Origin of the sequence: Pseudoalteromonas sp. N1230-9, from assembly GCF_032716425.1 — a bacterium.
Lineage (GTDB): Bacteria > Pseudomonadota > Gammaproteobacteria > Enterobacterales > Alteromonadaceae > Pseudoalteromonas.
The window spans coordinates 524,003-550,523 of sequence record NZ_CP090419.1 but is presented as its reverse complement, the minus strand read 5'-3'; the positions used below and the strand labels follow the sequence as shown (position 1 = coordinate 550,523).

Annotated in this window: 21 protein-coding genes; 19 read left to right on the top strand and 2 right to left on the bottom strand. The window is 42.4% G+C overall.

The genetic code is table 11. The features are described 5' to 3' along the window. Positions 1–91 precede the first annotated feature (91 nt). From LY624_RS02635 to LY624_RS02585, 11 genes are all read left to right on the top strand, one after another. On the top strand, positions 92–3,817 hold the full coding sequence (locus LY624_RS02635; RefSeq protein WP_341803811.1) for a nitrate reductase subunit alpha: 3,726 nt from the start codon (positions 92–94) through the stop codon (positions 3,815–3,817). Between the two features lie 14 nt (positions 3,818–3,831). Next, the gene (narH, locus tag LY624_RS02630; RefSeq protein WP_341803810.1) at positions 3,832–5,367 is read left to right on the top strand and encodes a nitrate reductase subunit beta; all 1,536 of its coding nucleotides are present in this window, start codon (positions 3,832–3,834) and stop codon (positions 5,365–5,367) included. A gap of 3 nt (positions 5,368–5,370) precedes the next feature. Further along, a complete protein-coding gene (narJ, locus tag LY624_RS02625) occupies positions 5,371–6,084 on the top strand; it encodes a nitrate reductase molybdenum cofactor assembly chaperone (protein WP_237119722.1) in 714 nt (237 codons plus the stop codon). 10 nt (positions 6,085–6,094) lie between these two features. Then, the gene (gene narI, locus LY624_RS02620) at positions 6,095–6,778 is read left to right on the top strand and encodes a respiratory nitrate reductase subunit gamma (RefSeq protein ID WP_341803809.1); all 684 of its coding nucleotides are present in this window, start codon (positions 6,095–6,097) and stop codon (positions 6,776–6,778) included. Between the two features lie 45 nt (positions 6,779–6,823). Further along, positions 6,824–7,600 carry a peptidylprolyl isomerase gene (locus tag LY624_RS02615; protein WP_341803808.1) on the top strand — a complete coding sequence of 259 codons (777 nt, stop codon included), beginning with the start codon at positions 6,824–6,826 and terminating at the stop codon, positions 7,598–7,600. Between the two features lie 16 nt (positions 7,601–7,616). Next, the gene (locus LY624_RS02610; RefSeq protein ID WP_237119725.1) at positions 7,617–7,757 is read left to right on the top strand and encodes a hypothetical protein; all 141 of its coding nucleotides are present in this window, start codon (positions 7,617–7,619) and stop codon (positions 7,755–7,757) included. 103 nt (positions 7,758–7,860) lie between these two features. Next, positions 7,861–8,481, top strand: a complete 621-nt coding sequence (gmk, locus tag LY624_RS02605; protein WP_130151742.1) for a guanylate kinase — start codon at positions 7,861–7,863, stop codon at positions 8,479–8,481. 105 nt (positions 8,482–8,586) lie between these two features. Next, positions 8,587–8,862: a DNA-directed RNA polymerase subunit omega gene (gene rpoZ / locus LY624_RS02600; RefSeq protein ID WP_054554225.1), complete on the top strand. Its 276-nt coding sequence runs from the start codon at positions 8,587–8,589 to the stop codon at positions 8,860–8,862. 130 nt (positions 8,863–8,992) lie between these two features. Next, the gene (spoT, locus tag LY624_RS02595; protein ID WP_062567389.1) at positions 8,993–11,098 is read left to right on the top strand and encodes a bifunctional GTP diphosphokinase/guanosine-3',5'-bis pyrophosphate 3'-pyrophosphohydrolase; all 2,106 of its coding nucleotides are present in this window, start codon (positions 8,993–8,995) and stop codon (positions 11,096–11,098) included. 11 nt (positions 11,099–11,109) lie between these two features. After that, positions 11,110–11,502 carry a RidA family protein gene (locus tag LY624_RS02590; protein WP_130151741.1) on the top strand — a complete coding sequence of 131 codons (393 nt, stop codon included), beginning with the start codon at positions 11,110–11,112 and terminating at the stop codon, positions 11,500–11,502. 180 nt (positions 11,503–11,682) lie between these two features. Further along, positions 11,683–13,287: a DUF342 domain-containing protein gene (locus tag LY624_RS02585; protein ID WP_341803807.1), complete on the top strand. Its 1,605-nt coding sequence runs from the start codon at positions 11,683–11,685 to the stop codon at positions 13,285–13,287. Positions 13,288–13,326: 39 nt separating this feature from the next. Here the strand turns inward: LY624_RS02585 and asnA are convergent, their stop codons facing one another. Beyond that, positions 13,327–14,322, bottom strand: coding sequence for an aspartate--ammonia ligase (gene asnA, locus LY624_RS02580; RefSeq protein ID WP_130151739.1), 996 nt, complete (start codon positions 14,320–14,322; stop codon positions 13,327–13,329). A 188-nt stretch (positions 14,323–14,510) separates the two neighbouring features. Here asnA and asnC point away from each other — a divergent pair, with 188 nt between their 5' ends. Genes asnC through recG form a run of 3 tightly spaced genes read left to right on the top strand, consistent with a single transcriptional unit; the run spans position 14,511 to position 17,860 of the window. Further along, positions 14,511–14,969 carry a transcriptional regulator AsnC gene (gene asnC, locus LY624_RS02575; protein ID WP_062567385.1) on the top strand — a complete coding sequence of 153 codons (459 nt, stop codon included), beginning with the start codon at positions 14,511–14,513 and terminating at the stop codon, positions 14,967–14,969. Between the two features lie 54 nt (positions 14,970–15,023). Next, positions 15,024–15,740, top strand: a complete 717-nt coding sequence (gene trmH / locus LY624_RS02570; protein ID WP_237119726.1) for a tRNA (guanosine(18)-2'-O)-methyltransferase TrmH — start codon at positions 15,024–15,026, stop codon at positions 15,738–15,740. Positions 15,741–15,778: 38 nt separating this feature from the next. Next, positions 15,779–17,860: an ATP-dependent DNA helicase RecG gene (recG, locus tag LY624_RS02565; protein ID WP_237119727.1), complete on the top strand. Its 2,082-nt coding sequence runs from the start codon at positions 15,779–15,781 to the stop codon at positions 17,858–17,860. A gap of 67 nt (positions 17,861–17,927) precedes the next feature. Here recG and LY624_RS02560 read toward each other — a convergent pair whose 3' ends face one another. Then, entirely contained in the window at positions 17,928–18,860 is a 933-nt protein-coding gene (locus LY624_RS02560) for a porin (protein WP_062567382.1), read from the bottom strand. Between the two features lie 626 nt (positions 18,861–19,486). Between LY624_RS02560 and LY624_RS02555 the strand changes: the two genes are divergently transcribed. Genes LY624_RS02555 through LY624_RS02535 form a run of 5 tightly spaced genes read left to right on the top strand, consistent with a single transcriptional unit; the run spans position 19,487 to position 26,518 of the window. Then, entirely contained in the window at positions 19,487–21,592 is a 2,106-nt protein-coding gene (locus LY624_RS02555; RefSeq protein ID WP_341803806.1) for a TonB-dependent siderophore receptor, read from the top strand. Between the two features lie 9 nt (positions 21,593–21,601). Then, a complete protein-coding gene (locus LY624_RS02550) occupies positions 21,602–22,321 on the top strand; it encodes an ABC transporter ATP-binding protein (protein ID WP_130151734.1) in 720 nt (239 codons plus the stop codon). Then, complete coding sequence (locus tag LY624_RS02545; protein WP_130151733.1) at positions 22,321–23,721, top strand: DUF3526 domain-containing protein; 1,401 nt, start codon at positions 22,321–22,323, stop codon at positions 23,719–23,721. The genes LY624_RS02550 and LY624_RS02545 overlap by 1 nt, the downstream gene beginning before the upstream one ends. Further along, the gene (locus tag LY624_RS02540; RefSeq protein ID WP_341803805.1) at positions 23,718–25,187 is read left to right on the top strand and encodes a DUF3526 domain-containing protein; all 1,470 of its coding nucleotides are present in this window, start codon (positions 23,718–23,720) and stop codon (positions 25,185–25,187) included. Before LY624_RS02545 ends, LY624_RS02540 begins: the two co-directional genes overlap by 4 nt. Next, a complete protein-coding gene (locus LY624_RS02535) occupies positions 25,184–26,518 on the top strand; it encodes an alanine racemase (protein ID WP_341803804.1) in 1,335 nt (444 codons plus the stop codon). The genes LY624_RS02540 and LY624_RS02535 overlap by 4 nt, the downstream gene beginning before the upstream one ends. The last annotated feature ends 3 nt before the right edge of the window (positions 26,519–26,521 follow it).

The window sequence follows — 26,521 nt, the reverse complement described above, 5'->3', positions numbered from 1 at the left end:
ACACTATATTTGATTTGCAATGTAGCTTTCTGCCGCTTCAAGGTGCCTAGTGATTGAGCGCTAAAGTTGAGCAGGATAGGAGAATAAGTAAATGAGCCATTTGTTGAATAAAATGCGCTTTTTCAAGACTAACAAGCAAAGCTTTGCGGGTGGTCACGGTGTAACAACTGATGAAAATCGCGATTGGGAAGACGGCTATCGTCGTCGCTGGCAGCATGACAAAATTGTACGCTCTACACATGGTGTAAACTGTACAGGTTCATGCAGTTGGAAAATTTATGTAAAAGACGGACTCGTTACCTGGGAAACTCAACAAACAGACTACCCTCGAACTCGTCCTGATTTACCAAATCATGAACCTCGTGGCTGTCCTCGCGGTGCCAGCTATTCCTGGTATATATACAGTGCTAATCGATTAAAATACCCTAAGGTTCGTCAGGCGTTATTGAAACTATGGCGCGAAGCTAAGCAAGTCCATAGTGATCCTGTTAAAGCATGGGAATCAATCGTCACCGACCCTGCTAAAACAAAGAGCTATAAATCAAAACGCGGGTTAGGGGGCTTGATCCGCGCTAAATGGGATGAAGTAAACGAGATCATCGCAGCGTCTAATGTTTACACCGCAAAAACCTACGGTCCAGACCGTATCATGGGATTCTCACCTATTCCGGCAATGAGTATGGTTAGTTACGCGGCAGGTTCGCGTTATTTATCATTGATTGGTGGTAACTGCTTAAGCTTCTATGACTGGTATTGTGATTTACCACCAGCATCGCCACAAATCTGGGGTGAACAAACAGACGTTCCAGAATCAGCTGATTGGTATAACTCAAATTATATTATTGCTTGGGGCTCCAATGTTCCACAAACACGTACTCCTGACGCTCACTTTTTCACAGAAGTACGCTACAAAGGCACCAAAACGGTTGTTATTACTTCTGACTACTCTGAGTGCTCTAAATTATCAGATATATGGTTGTCGCCAAAACAAGGGACCGATGCGGCTCTGGCAATGGCGTTTGGACATGTCATTCTAAAAGAATTCCATATTGATAAACCAAGTAGTTATTTTACCGACTACGTTCGCCGCTACACCGATATGCCTATGCTTGTCGTGTTGGATAAAACCGACAAAGGCTACACACAAGGGGCATTCTTACGTGCTGCTGACTTGGCTGATAACTTAGGCCAAGACAACAACCCGAAATGGAAGACCATTGGTCTTGATGAAACCAGCAATGAACTTGTTTCACCGACCGGTGCAATTGGTTATCGCTGGGGTGAAAAAGGCAAATGGAATATTGAACAGCGTGATGGTAAAAATGGCTGCGATATTAAGTTAGCGCTCAGCTTAAAAGATCACTCAGATAAAGTTGAATCAGTCTTATTCCCTTACTTCGGTAGCCAAGCCCATGAACTGGGATACTTCCAACATACTGAACATGACGATATTCAAGTTCGTAAAGTCCCTGTTAAAACAATTACCCTCAAAGATGGTAGCGAAGCACTGGTTGCCACCGTATTTGATTTAATGGTTGCGCATTACGGTGTAGATAATGGCTTGAACGACCCTGCAGTTGCAACATCGCTTTATGACAATGTGCCTTATACCCCAGCATGGCAAGAACAAATCACAGGTGTAAAAGCTGATCATGTCATTCAAGTGGCTCGTGAGTTTGCTGATAACGCAGACAAAACCCGTGGCCGTAGTATGGTCATTGTCGGTGCAGGGCTTAACCACTGGTACAACATGGATATGAACTACCGTGGTTTAATCAACATGTTGATGATGTGTGGCTGTGTAGGTCAATCTGGTGGTGGCTGGGCTCACTATGTTGGACAAGAAAAGTTACGTCCACAATGTGGTTGGTTACCGCTTGCATTTGGTTTAGATTGGCAACGCCCACCCCGCCAAATGAACGGTACGTCTTTCTTTTATAACCATTCTGATCAATGGCGCTACGAAAAACTTGAAATGACCGAAGTACTGTCTCCTTTAGCAAATAAAGAGAATTGGACTGGCTCAATCATTGATTACAATACACGTGCAGAACGCATGGGCTGGTTACCTTCTGCCCCTCAACTTGGCATGAACCCACTGCAACTGTGTAAAGATGCAGAAAAAGCAGGATTGTCAGCGAAAGATTATGCGGTGCAACAACTTAAATCTGGCGATTTAGACTTTGCCTGTGAAGACCCTGATAACCCTAAAAACTTCCCACGTAACATGTTTATTTGGCGCTCTAATTTACTGGGTTCATCAGGTAAAGGCCATGAATATATGCTACGCCATTTCCTTGGTACCAAACATGGCTTGCAAGGTAAAGATCTTGGCGAAAGCGGAGATAAAAAACCTGAAGACGTTGTCTGGCATGATGATGCACCAGAGGGCAAAGTTGATTTATGGGTCACCTTGGATTTTCGTATGTCAACGACCTGTTTGTATTCCGATATCGTGTTACCAACCGCAACTTGGTATGAAAAAGATGATATGAACACATCCGACATGCACCCATTCATTCATCCACTTTCAAAAGCGGTTGATCCAGTGTGGGAATCACGTTCGGATTGGGATATTTTTAAAGGTATTGCGAAAAAATTCTCAGCGTTATGCGAAGGTCACTTGGGTGTTGAAAAAGACTTAGTGACATTGCCACTCATGCACGACACGCCAAACGAATTAGCTCAACCCGATGGCATAAACATGTGGTGGAAGAATGAATGCGACCTGATCCCAGGTGTCACCGCACCCAATATGATTGAAGTTGAGCGTGACTATCCAAATACCTACAACCGCTTTACCTCACTTGGACCGTTGCTCGAAAAACTCGGTAATGGTGGTAAAGGCATTAATTGGAACACTGACCAAGAAGTAAAGTTTTTAGGTGAGTTGAATTACACACACACCGGCGAAGGCCCACACAAAGGTCGTCCAAAAATAGACACCGCAATTGATGCCGCTGAAGTCATTTTGAGCCTTGCCCCTGAAACCAATGGGCATGTTGCTGTTAAAGCATGGCAAGCACTGGGAGAGTTCACGGGTCGCGATCACACGCATTTAGCAACCCCTAAAGAAGAGGAAAAAATTCGCTTTAGAGATATTCAAGCACAGCCACGTAAGATCATTAGTTCGCCAACATGGTCAGGTCTTGAAGATGAGCATGTGTCATATAACGCAGGCTATACCAATGTGCATGAACTGATCCCTTGGCGTACCGTTACCGGCCGTCAACAATTTTACCAAGATCACCAGTGGATGCGTGACTTCGGTGAAACTATGGTGTCGTACAAACCGCCTGTAAACTTAAAAACGACTCAACCATTATTGGATAAAAAACCGAATGGTAATAAAGAGTTAGTTTTAAACTGGATTACGCCACACCAAAAATGGGGCATTCACTCAACCTATTCAGACAACCTACTTATGCTGACATTAAGTCGTGGTGGTCCAATTGTTTGGATCAGTGAAACGGATGCAAAAGAGGCTGATATCAAAGATAACGATTGGATCGAAATCTTCAATGTTAATGGTGCCATTGCCGCACGTGCCGTCGTATCACAGCGTGTACCACAAGGTATGAGCATGATGTACCACGCACAGGAGCGCATTGTAAACACACCAGGCTCTGAGGTATCAGGAACCCGAGGCGGTATTCATAACTCAGTTACCCGCGCCATCATGAAACCAACCCATATGATTGGGGGTTATGCACAGCAGTCATACGGCTTTAACTACTACGGTACTGTGGGCTGTAATCGTGATGAGTTTGTAATTGTCCGAAAAATGGACAAGGTTGATTGGCTAGATAATGAGTAACCGAGGATAAAATTATGAAAGTACGTGCACAAATTGGCATGGTCCTAAATTTAGATAAATGCATCGGTTGCCATACCTGTTCAATCACTTGTAAGAATGTATGGACTAGCCGAGAAGGAGTTGAATACGCTTGGTTTAATAACGTAGAGACTAAACCAGGTATTGGTTATCCAAAAGAGTGGGAAAATCAAAGCAAATGGAATGGTGGCTGGAAACGCAATAGCAAAGGCGTATTAGAGCCCAAACAGGGTAATAAGCGTCGTTTATTAGCCAATATTTTTGCTAATCCAGATTTGCCCGAAATTGATGATTACTACGAACCGTTTGATTTTGATTATCAACACCTGCATAACGCACCTGATAGCAAGCACCAACCGGTTGCTCGTCCTCGCTCGTTAATTACGGGTCAGCGTATGGAGAAAATCAATTGGGGACCTAACTGGGAAGAAATTCTCGGTACTGAGTTCTCAGAGCGTAAAAAAGATAAAAACTTTGATGACGTAGTACAAAAAGACATTTATGGGCAGTTTGAAAAAACCTTCATGATGTATTTGCCACGACTGTGTGAGCACTGCATCAATCCTGCCTGTGTTGCTAGCTGCCCTTCTGGTGCAATTTATAAACGCGAAGAAGATGGCATTGTGTTAATTGACCAAGACAAATGCCGTGGCTGGCGGATGTGTGTATCAGGTTGTCCGTATAAGAAAATTTACTACAACTGGAAATCGGGTAAATCAGAAAAATGTATTTTCTGTTTTCCTCGAATCGAAGCGGGTCAACCGACAGTGTGTGCTGAAACCTGTGTAGGTCGAATTCGTTACTTAGGCGTCCTACTCTACGATGCAGACCGCATAGAAGAAGTTGCCAGTGTAGCGAATGAGCAAGACCTATACCCTGCACAGCTCAGTATGTTCTTAGATCCGAACGATCCAGAGGTCATTGAAGCAGCACGCAAAGAAGGGATCCCTGAAAATTGGTTAGAGTCAGCACGTCAATCTCCTGTCTATAAAATGGCAATGGACTGGAAAGTAGCGCTGCCTCTGCACCCTGAATACAGAACCTTGCCAATGGTTTGGTATATCCCACCATTGTCACCGATTCAATCAGCAACAGAGGCCGGCCATGTTGGTATGAATGGCGTTATTCCTGACTTGAAATCATTACGTATCCCGATGCGCTACCTCGCCAACTTGCTAACTGCAGGTGATGAGAAACCGGTTGTTCGAGCACTTGAACGTATGATTGCAATGCGCGCTTTCAAACGCTCACAACAAGTCGATGGTGTTGAAGATCTCGGCGTACTTCAGCAAGTTGGACTAAGCGCTGACCAAGTTGAGCAAATGTATCGTTATATGGCGATTGCCAATTACGAAGACCGCTTTGTGATACCAACCAGTCATAAGTCATATGCTGAGAATGCCTATGATATGAAAAATGGCTGTGGTTTTAGCTTTGGTAATGGCTGTAGCGATGGTAACAATGGGGTGAACTTATTTGGCGCGAAAAAAGCAACTGTGAAACAGATCATCCCTGTTGAGATCAAGGAGTAAGTTATGCAAGTTTTAAGTGTATTTTCTCATTTACTTGATTATCCAACTCCTGAGCTTATACAAGCGAAAGATGAGCTAATCAGTACCCTTAAACAAAGTTCACTAACAGAACAAAATCAACGTGCTGTCTGTGCTTTTATCACTTCACAATGTGAAAAAGACATACTCGACTGGCAAGCCGAGTATGACGGATTATTTGAACGTGGACGCGCGCTTGGTCTGTGGCTTTTTGAACATGTTCACGGCGAAAGCCGTGACCGTGGTCAAGCCATGGTCGACTTAGTAGAGCAATACAAACAGGCTGGTTTAGAGTTAAGTCAAAATGAACTACCTGACTACATCCCCCTGTTTTTAGAATTCTTAGCAACCCAAGGCGAAGCAAATGCTCAGTCTTGGCTGGTCGAAGTAGACCATATTTTTGGCCTGCTACTATGCCGTCTTGAAAAACGAGAAAGTGACTACTCATTACTCTTTTCAAGCCTGTTAGAGCTTGCCCAGAGTGATTTAGATCTCGATGCATTACGCAAGCAAATCAACGGTGAAAAACGCGATGATACGAAACAAGCCATTGATAAAGAGTGGGAAGAAGAAGCCATAACTTTTGGTGCACAAGATGCAACCAACTGCCCAAGCTCAGTCAATCGCCCTGACGAATCTCAGCGCAAAGATCAATATGTTCCAGTTAGCTGGACTGACTTTAATCAAGAAGCCAGTTAAGGAGTTCATCATGAGTTATTTAAACACCTTTTTCTTTGGGATTTATCCCTACATCGCCTTAGCCGTGTTTGTTATTGGCTCGGTAATACGTTACGACCGAGAACAGTACACATGGAAAACAGGCTCAAGCCAACTACTTGAAAGTAAAAAGCTCAAACAAGGCAGCCGCGCATTCCATATTGGTATCATTATGGTATTGCTTGGTCACTTTGTTGGCTTACTGACACCTGCAGAAATCTGGCATGTGTTTGGTATTGAAGCAGGTCACAAGCAACTCATTGCCATGACACTCGGCGGTGTGTTTGGTTTGATTTGTTTTTACGGCCTAACCATTTTAATCAAACGCCGTCTATTTGAACCGCGTATTAGAGCCACAAGCAGCAATATGGATATTGCAATTTTACTGCTGTTATACGTGCAATTAATTTTAGGTTTATTATCAATTTTTGTCTCAGCAAACCATTTAGACGGTACAGAAATGCTGCTACTAATGAGCTGGGCACAAAACATTGTGACCTTTGATTTAACCGAAGCCACTGCAGCAATTACACAAGTTCATTGGATTTATAAACTGCATGTTGCACTCGGCATGACATTATTTGTGGTATTCCCATTTAGTCGCTTAGTTCATATTGCCAGCGTACCAGTACAATACTTAAGCCGTAACTACCAAGTGGTTCGTAGCAAATCTTAACCAGATCATGCCCTGTTTCGACAGGGCATCCCCCGCGAGGTCGATATGATTAACGTTAATCAACATACTATTAGCGAAACACAAATTCTTAATGAAATGCAGTATCACCCAGCCGACGATCATCGCGCTGCAATGGTAGAAGCAGCACAGAGTTTGATCATTGGCGAATTGTTACAACAACGCGCACAAGCGCTAAATATCAATCTAGATACGCACGCTTCAGACACCGACGAGCAACGCCAAAATAAATTGCTCGAAAAACTCATCGTAGCAGAAGTGCAATTACCCCGTGCTAGTGCGACTGAGTGCGAACATTATTATCAACAAAATAAAACAAAATTCACCACTCCCCCACTGATTGCAGCAAAACATATTTTACTTGCAGCACCAAGTAGTGATGAAAAGGCGCGCAGCAATGCGCTTAATCAAGCTGAAAGCCTACTAAGTGCACTTTCTGAAGGCGCTTCTTTTAGTGAGCTTGCACAGCAAAATTCAAAATGTGATTCAGCTCAATTAGGTGGCCAACTTGGTCAAATAACAAAAGGGCAGACCGTCAGTGAGTTTGAACGCCAAGTATTCAGTGCTGAGGTTGGCTTAATTGCTCACCCTATTGAAACCCGCTTTGGTTATCACCTTGTTTATGTTGACCATAAAGAGCCTGGGCTACAGCTGCCTTTTGAAGCCGTGAAGTCACGTATTGAGGACTACCTGAATAAGAAAGTAGAGCGCAAAGCCATAGCGCAATATATCCAACTATTAATTGCTGACGCCGATATTGAAGGCTTCGACTTTAATGTCAGCAGCAGTCCGCTTGTACAATAAAATAAAGGAGAAACATATGAGTTGTTGCGGAGCCTGTGGTGGGCAAGACACGACTAAACCAACGGAACAAACCAACACCCCGAGTGAGCAAGCTACATCTGATACCACAAAGCACAAAGGTGAGGAGCAGGCAGTCCCTGAAAATGAAGACGAGTAATTCCTGAAACTTGAGCACTTTTAACGAAATAAAGTACAATAGATAAATTAAAGGCTTGGATTAGCGATAGTCCGAGCCTATTTATTTTCAATAGAGACAGATCATGGCGCAAACTCGCGGAAATTTATTTATCTTATCGGCCCCTTCAGGTGCAGGTAAATCAAGCTTAATTAGTGCATTACTAAACAAACACAGCGATATGAAGGTATCGGTTTCACACACAACGCGTTCACCTCGCCCTGGCGAAGAAAACGGTGTGCATTATCATTTTGTGTCGGTTGAGGAGTTTAAAGCACTGATTGACAAGAATGATTTCTTTGAATGGGCGCAAGTTTTCGATAATTATTACGGCACCTCTAAAAAAGCGATTGAAACTCAGCTCGACGCTGGCATTGATGTATTTTTAGATATCGATTGGCAAGGTGCTCAGCAAATCCGCAAATTAGTGGATGATGTTGAAACCATCTTCATTCTTCCGCCGTCTAAAGAAGAGCTTGAATCACGTTTAAATAACCGTGGTCAAGACTCTGCTGAGGTAATCGCTGGCAGAATGGCAAAGGCACAATCTGAAACATCCCACTATAATGAATATGATTATGTGGTTGTGAATGATGACTTTGATACTGCGCTTGCTGAAATCGAAACAATTGTAATGGCAAAACGTTTGTCACTCAAAAGCCAAACTATTCGCCATCAAGAATTATTGAACGCCTTACTTAAATAATACAATTTTAGGTAATAAAGATAAAAATTAACCACAAGCTATTGGCGAATGTAACTTGGTACAGTAAACTACGCCTTTGCTTAAAAATTTATTTGGAGTGCTAAGATGGCTCGCGTAACTGTTGAAGATGCAGTAGATGCAATTGGTAATCGTTTTGACTTAATTTTAGTTGCGGCTCGTCGTGCCCGCCAAATCGCAGTAGGTGGTAAAGATCCACTTGTTGATGCTGAAAATGACAAACCGACAGTCATTGCTTTACGTGAAATTGAAAAAGGGTTAGTTGACAGCTCTTCAATGGACTTAATTGACCGTGAAGAACAACAACACCAAGAAGCCGCTGAAATGGCTGCTGTTGCTGCTATCGTTGGTGGTAACCAATAATCAAGCTCCCCGCTTTGATTTCGCTATACGGCTAGTATTTCTGCACTAGCCGTTGGCAAGCCCTTCTTTTCATCGTATATTCTATTCATACCGTTACCGATTTACTTCATTAGCGCATTGGAGTGTGACTTTGTATCTTTTTGAAGGTCTGAAAAAGAAAATTTCCGAATATTTGTCGCCTGCTGATATAGAGCTGGTACAAAAAGCCTACGTGGTAGCTCGTGAAGCCCACGAAGGGCAAACTCGCTCAAGCGGCGAGCCCTACATTACCCACCCCGTCGAAGTGACACAAATTCTTGCTGGTATGCATTTAGATCACGAAACACTCATGGCAGCCCTGATGCATGATGTGATTGAAGATACCGATTTTAGTCAACAAGATTTAGCCGAAATATTTGGTGATACTGTCGCCGAACTAGTAGAAGGGGTAAGTAAGCTCGATAAGCTCAGCTTTAAAGATAAAAAAGAATTCCAAGCTGAAAATTATCGCAAAATGATTATGGCCATGACTCAAGATATTCGTGTTATCTTGATCAAGCTTGCTGACCGAACACATAATATGCGCACTTTAGGCGCACTTCGTCCCGACAAACGCCGTCGTATTGCCCGCGAAACACTCGAAATTTATGCGCCAATCGCTAACCGTTTAGGTATTCATGATATTAAAAATGAACTGGAAGATTTAGGCTTTCAGGCACTCTACCCAATGCGTCATCGTGCTTTAAAATCTGAAGTGGTAAAAGCTCGCGGTAATCGAAAAGAAGTCATCAGTAACATTAAAAGTGAAATTGAAGCACGCTTAGAAGAAGCAGGTATCGACGCCACTATTTCAGGTCGCGAAAAACACCTCTACAGCATTTACAAAAAGATGCTTAATAAAGAGCTGTCGTTTAATGAAGTGATGGATATTTATGCGTTTCGCATTAACGTAGATAGCATGGATACCTGTTATCGCGTGTTAGGTGTTGCTCATAACCTTTACAAGCCAATCGAAACCCGCTTTAAAGATTACATTGCGGTGCCAAAAACCAATGGTTATCAATCACTTCATACTTCATTAGTTGGCCCACATGGTATTCCTGTTGAGATTCAAATTCGTACCCACGACATGGATCATATGGCCGACAAAGGGGTTGCCGCTCATTGGATGTATAAAAAAGCCGGTGATAGCGCAGGCCATACCGCACAGCAACGTGCACGCCAATGGATGCAAAGCTTACTGGAGCTTCAGCAAAGTGCAGGCTCGTCTTTTGAGTTTGTTGAAAACGTTAAAACAGAGCTATTCCCTGAAGAAATTTATGTATTTACCCCTGATGGCCGAATTGTAGAGCTGCCTATGGGCGCAACGGCTGTTGACTTTGCCTATGCGGTTCATACTGATGTTGGTAATACTTGTGTTGGAGCTCGCGTAAACCGTAAGCCTCACCCACTGAGCAAAGCGCTTGATACGGGTCAAACCGTGGAAGTGATAACCAGCTCAGGCGCACATCCTAATGCGACATGGCTAAACTTTGTCGTCACTGGAAAAGCGCGCCTTGGTATTCGTAATTACCTGAAGAGCCAGCAACACGAAGAAGCAATGTTACTTGGCCGTCGATTACTGGATTCAGCCCTTGGCGAACATAAACTGGATGATATTCCAGACGAGAACATTCAACGCGTCCTAACAGAGCATGAGCTAAATACTGTTCTAGAGTTACTTGTTGAAATTGGTTCTGGCAATCTAATGAGTGTACTTATCGCAAAACGTCTAGTACAAGAAGAAACCGACGACTTAAACGATATCGCTAAGAAAGCCAAAGCAACCATCATCGGTACCGAAGGCATGTTAGTTAACTACTCTAAATGCTGTCGCCCTGTACCAGGAGATGCTATCACTGCTCATATCAGTCAAGGTAAGGGCCTTACCGTTCACCGCCAAGAATGTAAAAACATTCGCGGTTGGGAGAAAGAACGCTCTAAATACTTGGTTGTGAAATGGGATGACAACCCAGAAAAAGAATACATTGCAGCCCTTCGGATTGAGATAATTAATCATCAGGGTGCACTCGCTAAACTTACCAATGTTGTGGCTTCAACCCAAGCAAACATTGTCGAGATAGCAACCGACGAAAAAGAAAGTAATTTATACATGATAGACTTAGGCATTACAGTGAAAAATCGTGTTCACGTTGCCAATATCATGCGTCGCATTCGTGTGATGCCTGATGTACAGCGAGTCTATCGTAAAAAGTAACAAGGATAATCATGAACAAATCTTTTATTTCTACTGATAATGCACCTGCTGCAATTGGCACTTACAGCCAAGCTGTTAAAGTAGGCACGGCCGTTTATTTATCAGGCCAAATTCCACTTGTACCAGAAACAATGGAAGTGATTTCAGAAGACTTTACTGAGCAAACTCATCAAGTATTTAAAAATTTAACGGCTGTATGTCAAGCTGCCGGCGGCCAAATTCAAGACATGGTTAAGGTTAATATCTTCTTAACTGACCTATCTAATTTCGCGATTGTTAACGACGTGATGAGCCAATACTTCAAACAACCTTACCCAGCACGTGCAGCAATTGGTGTTCGTGCATTACCAAAAGGTGTACAAGTCGAGATTGATGGCATTATGGAGCTACCTTCTACAAACTAATCGCCACTTTTGATCTGTCGTGCCAGCTATTTTTATAGCTGGCACTTTATTATAAAAATCCCCATATCTCTCAGCCGAAACTCTTGACTCAAAAGCAATTCTCTAGCAATCTGTGTTAATAACTCTAGTTTTAATCAGAAATATATACCTTTAGCTATCGTAGTATAAAAGGATCTCCACGTGTTTAAGCTGGCTCATAACGGAAACATCTTATTGGATGTTCATGAACACTCACCACCTAGTGCTGCCTTTATCATTGAGGCACTAGAGAAGTCATCTTTCTGTGAATGCAGAGTGGATCATGATGCCATCAACAACTTTTTCAAAACCGATATGAAAGAGCGTACGCTTGTTGTTGCTTCAAAGCATGATGCAAGCCTCGAAATAACACTCAGTGATGACAAAATGCTGGCTACAGGCGAGTTAACCCTTGCCGAAGGTGGCACAATCATGAGCCTAGAAAACGCCAAAAAAGAGCTAATCAAAGCAGGTGTCGCACGTGGTTATAAACAAGCCTACTTAGAAAAGCTATTGCAACAACAACTTGAGCTTCCTGCGGGAGAAAAGGTAAAAGGTGTCGTAGCAAAAGGCCGTTTACCTGTTGATGGGCAGCCATCTAAGCTAGTACCACAAGTTGAAACATTAAAAGACCGATTGAAAAAGCCAACACTGCGCGAAGATGGCACCGTTGATATGCGCGACTTTGGTAAATTAGCCAGTGTTGAACCGGGTGTATTATTGGTAAAACAAATTCCCGCGACCCCTGGTAAAGAGGGATTTACCGTCACTGGCGATGTGCTACCCGCAAAAGCAGGTGAAAGCAGCGCACTTGTTGCAGGCGAAGGCACAGAGATTTCAAAAAATAACCCACTAGAATTAGTTTCGGCAATTTCAGGCGTGCCAGTGGATATTGCTAATGGCATGCGTGTCGATGATATTTTCACTATTGCTGACGTAAACGTTAAAAGTGGTCATGTTGATTTTGAAGGAAGTGTTATTGTCACTCACAATGTCGAACCTGGCATGCGTATAAATGCCAAAGGTGATATTACAGTGATGGGAACAGTTGAATCTGGTCATCTATCAGCTATTGGCGATATAACCATTAAGCAAGGTGTGATTGGTCATCAGCTCGATGATAAAACGCTATCATGTAATATTATTAGCCAAGGTGATATTCACCTATCACACGGCCAATATAGTTACTTAGAAGCCAATAATATTATTATAGAGCGCCAATCGAGCCACTGTATCATGAAAGCCAAAAAGCTGTTGCAAGTTGGCCAAGAAGATAACCCGCAAGGTAAGTTATTTGGCGGAGAAATCCTCGATGCGCAAATAATTCTTGCTGGTGAAATTGGCAACGAATCAGGGGCTAAAATGGTTGTAAACCTTGCCGCATCAGGCGCCGATGTGACAGCAGAAACCGACCAATGTTTAAAAGACCTCGCACAAACAGACTCTCAGCTTGATACATTGCAAGAAGCCATTGAAAAAGCAGATCAAGTCAAAGATGCTGAAAAGAAAAAGCTTTTACTCGCAAAAATAGGCGCGACACAAAACCATTATTGTCAACAAGCCGAACAATTAGAGAAAAAGCTATCAAGCTTAGAACACCATCTGCATGACTTACTCGAAGATGCCGAATTGGTCGTGAATAAAGCGCTTCACTCAGGAGTCGAAATTCATATTTTTGACAAAGTATTACGAACTAATCGCCAATACCCGCCTTGTAAAGTGAAGCTGGAAGAAAATAAAATCGAAGTTGAGTTCAAAACAAGTTAAAAAGAGGTTTAAAGCCTCTTTTTAACTAAAAGCGTTAACTTAAAGAATACCGTCAACCTGCTGCTTCAATTGCTCTGGCCATACACCCACTTGCACCTGACCAATATGCTGTTTTTGTAACAACAACATCGCTAAACGTGATTGACCAATCCCACCACCAATTGTTTGTGGAAATTTTTTCGCTAACAATGCTTTATGCCAATCAAACTCAAGGCGTGCTTGGTCACCTGTAATTGCCAACTGTGTGGCAAGTGCATCAGGGCTTACACGAATACCCATTGATGATATTTCAAATGCATCTTCAAGCACTGGGTTCCAAACTAGAATGTCGCCATTTAAACCGGCAAATTTACTACAGGTTTTAGTAGACCAGTCGTCATAATCAGGGGCACGCACATCATGAATTTTCCCATCGGCAAGTGCGCCACCGATACCAATTAGAAAGACTGCACCATATTCTTGAGCGACGGCCTTTTCACGCTGTTTTGCGGTGAAATCGGGATACATTTGTCGTAATTGTTCACTGTGCACAAAAGTAATTTGCTCTGGTAAGAACGGCGTTAAACCAAACTCACTGGCAACAAAGCGCTCTGTTGATTTTATTGCTTGATAAATCGATGTGACGGTTTCTTTGAGCTTATCTAAAGTGCGCTCAGTGCTCTCACAGATAACTTTCTCCCAATCCCACTGATCTACATACACTGAATGAATTGGGCTTAATGATTCTTCATCAGGACGAAGTGCTTTCATATGCGTATAAAGGCCTTCACCTACAGAGAAGCCATGATCTGCAAGTGTTTTTCTTTTCCACTTCGCAAGTGAGTGCACCACTTCAAATTGACTGCTAGGAATCGTTTTCACCGCTACCGACACAGCATTTTCAGTACCGCTTAAGTTATCTTGTATACCATCACCGACTTTAGCCAAAATTGGCGCTTGCACTTCAACAAGCCCTAATTGTTGTTCTAGTTGGCTTGAAAAGAACTGTTTTACTTTGCTTATTTGCTGCTGTTGCTTTAGGTAGTGTGAACTCATAATAATTGGCCTCATTCCCAGTTATTGTTACTTGCTTAATAGAGAACTGAAATCTCTTCGTTAAAACAATCCTCAACTAAATAAAGGTTATTTTCAATAACCGTTAATAAAAAGAACTTAACATTGAAATTTTCATAAAAATAATGCTATAAAATTTATTGATTCAACAATTAACACTAAGAAATACGATGGAAAATTATCAAATCGACAATCTCGATAAAAACATCCTTAATGCCTTAATGGAAAATGCGCGCACAGCGTATGCAGAATTAGCTAAACGCTTTGCTGTAAGTGCTGGCACGATTCATGTCAGAGTCGAAAAGATGAAACAAGCTGGCATCATTACGGGCACTCAGGTAAGCATTAATGCAAAGCAACTCGGTTACGATGTATGCTGTTTTATAGGTATTAACTTGAATAATGCCCGCGATTACCCGCAAACTTTATTACATTTAAAAGAGTTAGAAGAAGTGGTTGAAGCCTACTACACCACAGGCAACTACAGTATATTTATCAAAGTGATGGCACGCTCTATTGATCATCTACAAGATGTGTTAATTAATAAGATTCAAGCAATCGAGGCTATTCAATCCACCGAGACACTGATCTCCTTACAAAATCCAATTAGTAGAGCGGTAGTGCCTTAGCACTATACTGCGTATAATCAGCACCAATTAGAATCTGCCAACGAGCACATAACTATGGATACAACTCGCTTTGAGCGTGTGAAGCGCGTGTTAGATCGCCGTCAAACAGACCTAACCGTTTGCTTAGAAGAAGTACACAAGCATCATAATTTGTCGGCCATTGCCCGCACAGCAGACGCCACTGGCTGTCATCACGTACATGCTGTGTGGCCTGATAATCAAAAGTGGCTCACCAATAATACCTCTGGTGGGAGTAAGAATTGGCTCGAAACTCACTTACACCGCAATATTGATGATGCTGTTGCTATGATGAGAGCCCACAACCCCGATGTGCAAATTTTGGCAACCAATTTAACTGATGATGCCGTTGATTTTCGTGAAATAGATTACACCAAACCAACCGCTGTGATTGTTGGGCAAGAACGTGATGGCATTTCACCTCGTGCGCTTGAACATGCAGATAAGAACATCATCATCCCTATGCAAGGTATGGTGCAATCGCTGAATGTTTCTGTCGCAGCGGCACTTATTTTGTTTGAAGCACAACGCCAACGCGAAGAAGCTGGCTTGTATAACCGTAATATGCTCGATGAAAAAGTGAAGCACCGTATTTTGTTTGAAGGTTGCCATCCCATTATTGCTGAGCAATGCCGCGAAAAAGCGCTTCCCTACCCTGCCCTTGATGAAAATGGCGAAATCGTTGCTGATGACATCTTTTGGCACACGTTAAAGCACACGCAAACGCTTGAAGCCACTGACGAGTGCAAGTAAACTGAAAAAAGTCTACTAATTAATAATTTGAGTCACCTTTGAGTCACCCTAGCTTAGCACACTATCCCATTACTGAATTAAAAGGCGTTGGCCCTAAAATGGCCGAGCGTCTTGCTAAGCTGGGAATAAACACAGTGCAAGATATGCTGTTTCATTTGCCTCATCGCTACGAAGACCGCACTCGTATACATGCCATATGTGACTTACAACCTCACAGTCATGTCAGCATTGAAGCCACTGTCGAAACAAGCCAAATCACATTTGGCAAGCGCCGTATGTTGGTATGCCAAGTGAATGATGGCACGGGTCGCTTAACGCTGCGTTTTTTTAACTTTAATGCGGCACAAAAAAATGCACTGAGTACAGGTAAAATCATACGCTGCTTTGGCGAAATACGCCGTGGGCGGGTTGGCTTTGAAATGACTCACCCTGAATATAGTTTGTCAGATACTCCGTCAGAGCAACCAACAAACACAACCCTAACACCGGTTTATCCTGTCACAGAAGGGCTGAAGCAGCTATCTATTCGTGCTTTAAGTGATCAGGCGCTCAACTTACTTGCAAAATACCCTGTAGAAGAATTATTGCCAGAACGATTTCAACCAACTGGCATGCGTTTAAGTGATGCACTTTTAACTCTGCACCGCCCACAAAATGATGTTGATTTAACGGCACTGGAGCAAGGCTTTCACCCTGCACAGCAACGGCTTGTATTTGAAGAGTTACTGGCACAAAACATCAGCTTATTAAAACTTCGTCAAAAAGGTCAAAGTGTCAAAGCGGTCGCTTTAACACCGCATAATCAACTTGAACAACAGTTTTTAACACAACTCCCTTTTAGCCCAACTAATGCGCAGAGTCGGGTGGTTGCAGAAATCAAAGGAGACTTACAACATCCCTTCCCAATGATGAGGTTAGTACAAGGAGATGTTGGTTCAGGTAAAACGTTAGTCGCAGCATTGAGCGCTTTAACAGCGATTAGTGAAGGTTACCAAGTGGCACTTATGGCACCTACCGAAATTTTGTCAGAACAACATGGCATCAATTTTAGCCAATGGTTTAAAGAACTCGGTATTGAAGTCGCATGGCTTGGAGGTAAAAGCAAAGGTAAAGAGCGCACCGTCACACTCGAAAAAATAGCCTCTGGCGAAGCACAAATGATTGTGGGTACGCACGCGCTATTTCAAGATCAGGTTGAGTTTAATAACCTTGTTTTAATTATTATTGATGAGCAACACCGCTTTGGTGTGCATCAGCGCTTATCGCTGCGTGAAAAAGGGCGTTTTGGTGATTGCTACCCACATCAACTCGTTATGACCGCAACACCTATTCCCCGCACTTTAGCGATGACAGCTTATGCAGACTTAGAAACTTCTATCATAGACGAACTTCCCCCTGGCCGAACGCCTATTACGACAGTCGCAATCCCCGATACTCGCCGTGATGAAATTATTCAACGGGTCAAAACAGCCTGCCAAGAGCAGGGCCGTCAAGTATATTGGGTTTGCACCTTAATCGATGAATCGGAAGTACTGCAATGCCAAGCAGCTGAAGATAGCGCCGAACAATTAAAAAATGCACTTCCTGAATTGCAGGTGGGCTTAGTACATGGCCGTATGAAAGCCGCTGAAAAACAAGCCATTATGAGCGAGTTTAAGGCGGGAAATATTCACGTATTAGTTGCAACAACAGTAATTGAAGTGGGGGTTGATGTGCCCAATGCGAGCCTGATTATAATTGAAAATCCAGAACGATTAGGGCTTGCTCAGTTACACCAATTACGTGGCCGTGTTGGTCGTGGTGCAACTGCATCACACTGTGTATTACTTTATCATGCTCCGCTCTCTGCAACTGCTCAAAAACGTTTAGGAGTGCTACGAGAAAGCAATGACGGCTTTGTTATCGCCGAAAGAGACCTCGAAATTCGCGGTCCAGGTGAAGTACTTGGAACAAAACAAACAGGCTTAGCTGATTTTAAAATCGCTGACTTGAGCCGTGATAAACAAACCTTAACACAAGTACGCCCAATCGCATTTAAAATGCTTGAGCAATTCCCCACACAAAGTGAAAAGCTTATTCAACGTTGGCTTGCTGGCAAGTCCGACTACGCCTTAGCGTAAGACAGATCATACAAAAAAGCCCAGCAGATGCTGGGCTAACAAGTAAGGGAGTTATTCCTTTAGAGGATTAAAACTTGTACTCAATACCAACACCTAAGTAGTCTTGATCAACTTGGTTGTCAGTATCAAATGTTGAGTAGAAACCAAATACCTTGGTGTTTTTGCTTAGCTTGTGATCAACACCTGCTGAAATAGCTGTTTTCTTGTCGCCTTCATCAAAGTCAATTACTTGATATTGAACTTTAAATGTATTGCTATTCATTTGATAAGCCGCATTCACTAAATAGCCGTCAGCCTCTGCACTGCCATCTACTTTTTCTTGTGTTTGGTACATTGCGCCTAGTTTGAAGTCGCCAACTTTACCTTGCACTGTCGCACGAACAATATCGTAGCCTTTCACTTCGCTGTCTGCTGCAACAGAAGCGTATATTTTGCTTTCTTTAAGTTTAGCGTCACCATACGTCAGTGCTACTGAGTAACCATCATCAGCATCTACATCATCTTCCGCGATGTAAGTCGCTAATACTTTGAAACCGCTAAAATCGTTTGATGCATAAGAGATAGAATCACCTAAACGATTCTCACCTTTGAATACGTTTTTAATATCACCTTCAAGGTCATTAAATAAATCAATTTTACCTTGAGATTGCTTCATTGCAGTGTCATTACGACCAATTACAACTTGACCAAAGCCACCTTTAACACCTACATATTGGTTACGTGCAGTAATGTTGTCATCGTTATCGCCTTTCGAATCAGCATCAGAGACATCAACACCAAACTCAAATTTGTATACAGCTTCTAAGCCTTCAGTTAGCTTCTCAGAACCTTTTAAGCCAAAACGTGAGTTATTGCTTTTAATTTCAGTAAAAGACCCTTCGCCATCATCTGATGATTGAACAGTCACGTTGGCTTTACCATATAAATCTACATCAGCTAATGCAGAAAAAGATAAACCACCAAATAAAGCTAGGAATAAGCTAGACTTTGCAAATTTCATGTCGTTTCCTCAATAATCGCAACAAAAAACACATACTCGTGTTTGATTGAGCGCAGTGTGCCAGCAAAAAATGACAGAAAGATGACAGTTGAAATAAAAACGTCAATTAATATTCATAAAAGGTAATTATTTTTGTAATTAAAATATATTTTTAACAACATCAGTTAGTTATAAAATGAGAGAATCTGTAGCATGTGTTGGGCTTTTTCTAAAAAAAGGTACTTCATCACAACCTCTAAACACAAGCTCAGTTCATGTTAGAAGCAATACGAGTAATTTAAACAAAGACAATTGCTTTGCTATATCACAAATTCATTTACAGTCATTTACAGTCATTTACAGTCATTTACAATAACTTTATATCTAAAAACGTAATAATATAACAACGCATAAGCTGGCTAATAATATGCCTTTGTTCACTTAATACTTGCTAGTAAAGGTGATCTCCACGGGCCACAATAAGCGCTCATTTTTTATTATCCCCATTCCCAAAACAAAAAAACAAACACAATAAAATGATAACTATTATCACTTCCAATTAAAATTTAAACATGCTTTATTAGCTACGTTATAACATTTAACAAAACAATAATTACTTACACTACTTAAATTCTGGTTGGAAAAAAATGAAAAGGTCTGTTCTAACAGTAAGTGCTCTTACTGGTTTATTTTCAATGCAATCATTTGCAACTCAATCTATTGAAAAACTTGAAGTTCAAGGTACGCGTACACCACTTTATAGTACCCGAGATGTAAATGCCTCGGCACTAGGAATTAAAGATCCTCAGTTTTTACCTATTTCTATTCAATCTTTTTCTGAAGAGTTAATAACAAATCAAAGAGTAAAAACGTTGAGCGAAGTGCTTGCCAATGATGCATCTGTACAAAATACGGCTATCGGCACAGTATTTGATTTTGTCAGCCTGAGGGGCTTTCAACTCGATTGGACAAACGGTCTAAGACGAGATGGCCTTGCTCTTGCTCCTTATCAGGATGTTCCACTGGAGAATATTCAACGAATCGATATTATTAAAGGTCCATCAAGCTTAGTCTCGGGTTTTAACAACCCTGGCGGCACGATTAACTATGTAACGAAGCGCCCAACAATGGACTCCTTTTTAGATATCACGACAGAATTTCGTAGTCGTGCGGGCCGTTATATTCATGTAGATTTTGGTGGTCCTTTAGATAGTGAGCAAACGTTTGGTTATCGTATCAACGCCGCAGCAGAAAAAAATGGCGACTTTACTGGTGGTGACGACCTAGAAAGGTACTTTTTCAGCGCAGCTCTAGACTGGCAACTGTCTGACCGTATTTTTATTCGCTTAGATGGCGACTATCAAGACAAAAGTACTGTATCACAACCTCTTATTGGCTTAGCGCGTGACCCAAATGATGATAGCCGTTCCGTGCTCCCACCTTATGTAGATACCAGTGAAGTACTACTTGGCCAACCTTGGGCAAAATATAAAACCGAGTCCTTCAATATAGCGGCGCGAGTGGATTTTTGGCTCAATGATAACTGGCAGTGGGTTAACCAAGTCGCACTTTCTGGGAATGACCGGTTCACTATTTTTCCTGATATATATTCAGTTGATTTAGAAGGAAGTGTTCTATCAGCAAGTATTCAAGTAACGCCAGATGAAACCTATGATACGGTTTCTGCACACAGCTTCTTTACAGGGCAACTTGTTACTGCAGGTATTGAACATGAACTCGTTGTTGGCGCAAGTATTCGTGACTACCAATCTAAAGATGGTCGCTGGTTTGAGTTAGACAATCCTGTTGGTAACATATTTGACCCTATACATGTAAGTAAACCTGTCTTCCCAGAATACCCCGACCCAACAACAACCGACACAACCGAAAGCTCATTTTTCATTACCGATACCCTGCATTTTAATGATGTATTTTATGCGACTCTAGGGCTGCGTCATATTCAATATAAAAAAGATCAAACCGCACCAAACCAAGCTAAATCAACATTAGATGATCGCACCTTCAACACACCTATTATTGGCTTAAATTATAACCCAAACGATCAACTCGCTTTTTATGCCAGTTACTCTGAAGGTGCTGGAGAAGGTGGCGTAGCAGTAATTGGCAGTGGAGCAATTAACGAGGGCGAATCGTTAGGGCCACAAGAAAGTGAACAAATAGAAGCCGGTATAAAATACCAAACTGACTCAATGAACTATTCCGTTGCCGTATTCGAAATTGAAAAAATGCTGGAATACCATAACCACATCACCAATTACTTTGTACAAGACGGGACCCAATCTCATAAAGGCATCGAACTTAATGCCAGCGGCTCGTTTATTGAGGGCCTATCAACTGTTGCTTCGATAACATTTATGGACCCTAGTTTGGATGAGCTTGATGGTGAACCTGCACTCAATGGTAACCGCCCTGCAAATGTTCCTAAATTCCAAGCAAATTTATTTTTAGATTATCAACTCCCTTTCTTAGAAAACCTAAGTGTAAATGCAGGCATGTTTCATGTGGGTGAACGGGAGCAAAATGTTAATAACAATTTGAACCTTCCGTCTTATACACGCTTTGATTTAGGTGCCAAATATCACTTTAGTGATTTTAACACCACACTGCGAATTAAGGCCGAAAACCTATTTGATAAAGAGTACTGGCTGTCTGGCGGTGCTAAAGGCATAGATTGGGGCGTCGCGCCAGGTCGCGGCCGGACACTTATTGCATCATTAAGCGTCAGCTTTTAAGGATAAATCATGACCACACCCATTATTCAAATTAATAACTTACAAAAGCGCTTTGGCGAATATCAAGCCCTTCAAGGTTTAAGCTTGGCCGTACATCAAGGAGAGATTTTAGCGCTGCTTGGTCCTAACGGCGCAGGAAAAACAACCACCATTAATTGCCTGTTAGGTTTTTTACAACCTGATGCAGGTGAAATCACTATTGCAGGGGTAAACCCACAACTCAATGTTGTAACAGCGAGGCAGCATTTAGCGTATATTCCCGAGCAAGTGGCTCTCTATCCTCGTCTAACTGGACTTGAAAATCTCGCCTATTTCAGCAAAGTGGCAAGTATCGACAAAAGCGATGACGAATTTCGTGCCCTACTCGCTGAAGTAAAACTACCAAGCCATGCTGTAGATAAACCCGTTGCAACCTATTCAAAAGGGATGAGACAAAAAGTAGGAATTGCTATAGCGCTTGCAAAACAAGCTAAAGCATTGATTTTAGATGAACCAACTTCAGGCCTTGATCCATCAGCTAGCCATGAGTTTAGTCAACTCATACAATCGCTAGCGAAACAAGGGGTCGCAATCTTAATGGCGACCCACGACTTATACCGTGCTCAAGAGGATGCGCATCGTGTTGCAATTATTAATCAAGGGCAACTAGTCGACACGTTACTTTTCGAACAATTAAAAGAAGTCCAACTTGAATCTGTATACCTTAAGCATATCAAGGTGGGCGCCTAATGTTACAAAGTACTTTTAAAAAAGAATGGCTCGATACTAAGCGGCAAGGTCAAGCACTCTGGCTAAGTGGCATTGCTATTTTGTTATTATTACTGGCCTGTGTGACTGGTTTTAAAAGCCATCAAAGCTATCAACAAGCCGTAAACGAGGTATCTCAATCAGAGCAATTACGCTGGCTAAACCAAGGTGAGAAAGGCCCCCACTCTGCCGCTCATTACGGCATTTATGTCGTTAAGCCCACCACGCCGCTGGCAGCACTCGATGATGGATTACAAGCCTATCAAGGAAATGTATTGAGGTTAGAGGCGCACATTCGTAACGATAGCTTATTTAGAAGCGCACAAGATAACGTGCCGTTGTCGCGCTTTGGGAGCTTATCACCCGCCTTCGTGTTGCAAGTGTTATTACCCTTATTGATCATTTTAATTGGCTACCCATTACTTGCACGGGAACGCGAGCAAGGCACTTTAAAACAACTACTTGCAGCAGGTGCAAGCCCAGCAAAGTTGTTTTTTGCTAAATGTGCTGTGCTTTTCACACTTTCATGCCTGTTCTTGCTACCCGTTGCACTTTTTTTACTTTATAGCCAAACTGCGAACGAGGCACCTTATACGCTAAGAAGTGCTCTATTTTTACTCTCTTATTTAATTTACCTATTGCTTTGGGCATTAATCACTACGACACTCTCAAGCCTACTTCCTACGGCACGACGCGCATTAATTACATTACTTACTATTTGGGCATTCGCAACATTATTACTGCCAAAACTTGCAATGAATATTGCAACCACCTTGCATCCACAAGGGTCTGGTCAAGCGTTTCAAGCAAAACTTGAAAGCGAGGTTTATACCAATGCACGCCTCGATGCGATTGAAAAATTTAAGCAGCAAACACTCGCCCAGTATGGCGTCAGCCAAGTAGCAGACTTACCCTTCGATTATGCCGGAGCACAACTCCAATTTGGTGAACAGTACGCCGACAAAATCTTTGATCGCTTATTTGAAGCCCGTTTAGAACAGCTTGAAGCACAGTCACAAAGCTACCAGTTGGCAGGGTTGCTAACCCCCTTTATCGCAGTACAAACACTTTCGATGGCGACCGCAGCCACTGATTTTAGCCACCAGCAATCTTTTGAAAATGCAGCAGAGCAACATCGTCGCCTAATGCAAGAAGTCCTTAACTTTAATCAAAGAGATCATGGTCATAAGGCCCAGGGACATTACACCGCTGGAAAAGAGTTATGGCAGCAGATCCCTGAGTTTTCATACCAATATCCACGTTTTGCTCACTACCTGCCTCACTACGTTATTAGCCTTATAAGCTTTGCCTTTTGGCTGATTGTACTGGTGCTACTTAGTTTATTTGCAATTAAAAAGCTACGTTTAGAGGAACAAAGATGAAGCGCCTAATATTAGCCACTGAGCTTAAAAACCTATGGCGAGAGAAACTCGTACTCACACTTTTTCTTACCACCAGCGTGCTCGCAATCGTGGCATTCTTTAACGCCCATTATTTTGCCAATAAGCAACGCGACGTAGTACTTGCTGCTCAACAAATGCAGCAACAAACAATTCAAAATGCTAAAGCAGGATTACCCGAAAGGCTCGCGAGTACCGAAAATCATAAATGGTGGGAAGACCCGTACGACCTGCGCGGACAAGCTTTTTACTTGATGCAAAATTATGCTACTAAAACTCCGCTCGCAACGGCTCCTATCGCTACGGGACAAGCGGATGTATTACCGTATTACTTTAAAATGCTGATTAAAGAAAAGCAGCATATTGTTCATCAATATGATTATGTCCACCCGCTTTCACTGTTACTTGGTCAGTTCGACTTAAGCTTTGTGGTGATCTATTTACTGCCACTACTCATTATTAGCATTTGTTTTAATGCCTTGGCCAGTGAGCGCCAAGGCGGGCAATTAAGGCTACTAATGCTTCAAGGTGGCAGTGCCACGCATCTACTCACCTACCAATTACTACTACGAAGTGCGTTGATTGTAATGCCATTTTTACTCATAAGTAGCCTGCTTTTGGTTATCATAAGAGACCAGATGGGTGTTACTGAACTACTTAGCTATAACCTTATTGTACTGTGTTATTCTGGGTTTTGGATTGCTTTAACAGCTTGGGTTAATAGTCGGGCCAAAAGTGCCGCAAACAATGCTGCGACTCTCGTTACCTGTTGGCTCGCCTTGGTGATTGTTGTTCCAGCTTTGGTCAATACAAGCATTGCTTTACTCGACCCAACGCCTTCACGTATTCACTATATAGATAGTCTTCGAGCAGCCAGCGATGATGCTCAAAAAGCGAGTGAAAAAACCTTAGCTCAGTATTTTCAAGACCACCCAGAGCTTGCAAAAAATGGCAGTGGCGCCAGTGATTACGCCACAAAAAAAATTGCGACAATAAACTCTGTTGAACGCGCAATGGAAGTTCAAGATGCACGCTTTTTAAACGCGCAGCAAGCACAACAACAAAGCGCTCAAAAACTACAGTATCTTTCCCCTGCGCTCATTGTCCAAACACTATTGGTTGATTTAGCTGGAAACGGTTTAACGCGTCACTACGCTTTTATGAGCGAAGTTGAAGCTCATCATCAAGCACTACAACGTTTCTTTGCCAACGAGATTGCTAAAGCCAATCAAAGAGGAGACTTTGCACCGTGTGATGGTTGTAGCGCAAAGCCAACGCTCACGAATCTTGCGGATATTCCTCAATTTAGCAGCGAATTTGCTACACCTGTGAACAGCTACACGCCATTAATCTGGTTGCTGCTACTAGCCGTTGGCCTTCTCCTTATAGCAAAACGTCGCGTTAACAAACTAGACAGTGCGAATAACAAAGAGGTGTTAGTTGTATGAATAACGCCCTCGCTGCAAAACTTCATTCACAAACACAAAGCTTACTAATAGAAAGTAAAGCTAAACTATTTGAATGGATAGCGGCGTTGGGCGCGCCGCTACACTTAGTGTTTCCACAGCGCTTTACTGAAAATATCGAAACACTGCAAGATGCTTTAACTAAGCAGGGACTCAAGCATGAGGTTTACTTCGCGAAAAAAGCTAACAAAGCCCAGTGCTTTACCCAAGCTGCGTCTGAATACGATATTGGAGTAGATGTTGCGAGTGTACAGGAGTTTGAACTTGCCTTAAGCGGGGGTATTAAAGGTGTAAAAATTGGCGTATCTGGCCCACATAAGTCAGATACACTTATTAACTTAGCACTTGTTCATCAAGCGCTTATCGCCATTGATTCATATGCTGAATTAGACTGTGTCATTGCCATAGCCAAGCAGCGAAAAATCCCCGCTCGAGTGCTGCTACGTTTGCAAACACAATCGACTAAAACCTCACGATTTGGCAGTTCACTGTGCCAGCTTTCGTCATTATTAACCCAATGCAGAGAATACAAAGAATGGGTGGGCTTAGAAGGATTTAGCTGTCATCTAAGTGGTTATTGCCCACATGCACGTGGCAACAGCATTCATACTTTAGTCAGCGCAATAGATGAGGCCCAGCAAATGGGACTCTCGCCATCAAAAATTAATATTGGTGGCGGCCTCCCAATTTCCTACTTAGAGGACGAACACTGGCAACACGCCTTGGACTTTGAATGCTTTTTTGCAGGTAAAACCTTTGCAGGGTTTTACCCCTATTATACCAAGCAAAGCCTTGAGGATACCTTGCTCGCTATTTTGGCGGTGAAGAACGAGCATGGACAAAGTGCATTAGAAGCATTACAGCTAAAAGACCTTACATTGATGCTTGAACCTGGGCGCGCACTGCTCGATCAAGCCGGTATTAGCTTATTTAAAGTACAAGGGATTAAGCCCCACCTTGGCACATCCGACTGTTATATCGCGACACTTTCAGGCTCAAGTTTATCATTGTCAGAGCAATGGTTTGAAAGTGAATATTTACCGAGTCCATTACTACTCTCACAACACTCAAACGGCATACTAGGAGAGTATCGGGTAGCCTTTGGCGGCGCAACATGCCTAGATAGTGACATGTTGAGTTGGCGGTTTATTCCCTTATCGCAACTACCACAGCGCGATGACCTTATGGTTTATCTCAACACCGCAGGATATCAAATGGACTCGAATGAATCCGAGTTTCACTCTATGCCATTACCTCGAAAAATCGCCGTAACGTGGGAGAGCAATATGCTTTCTTGGCAACTACTTAGCTAAAAA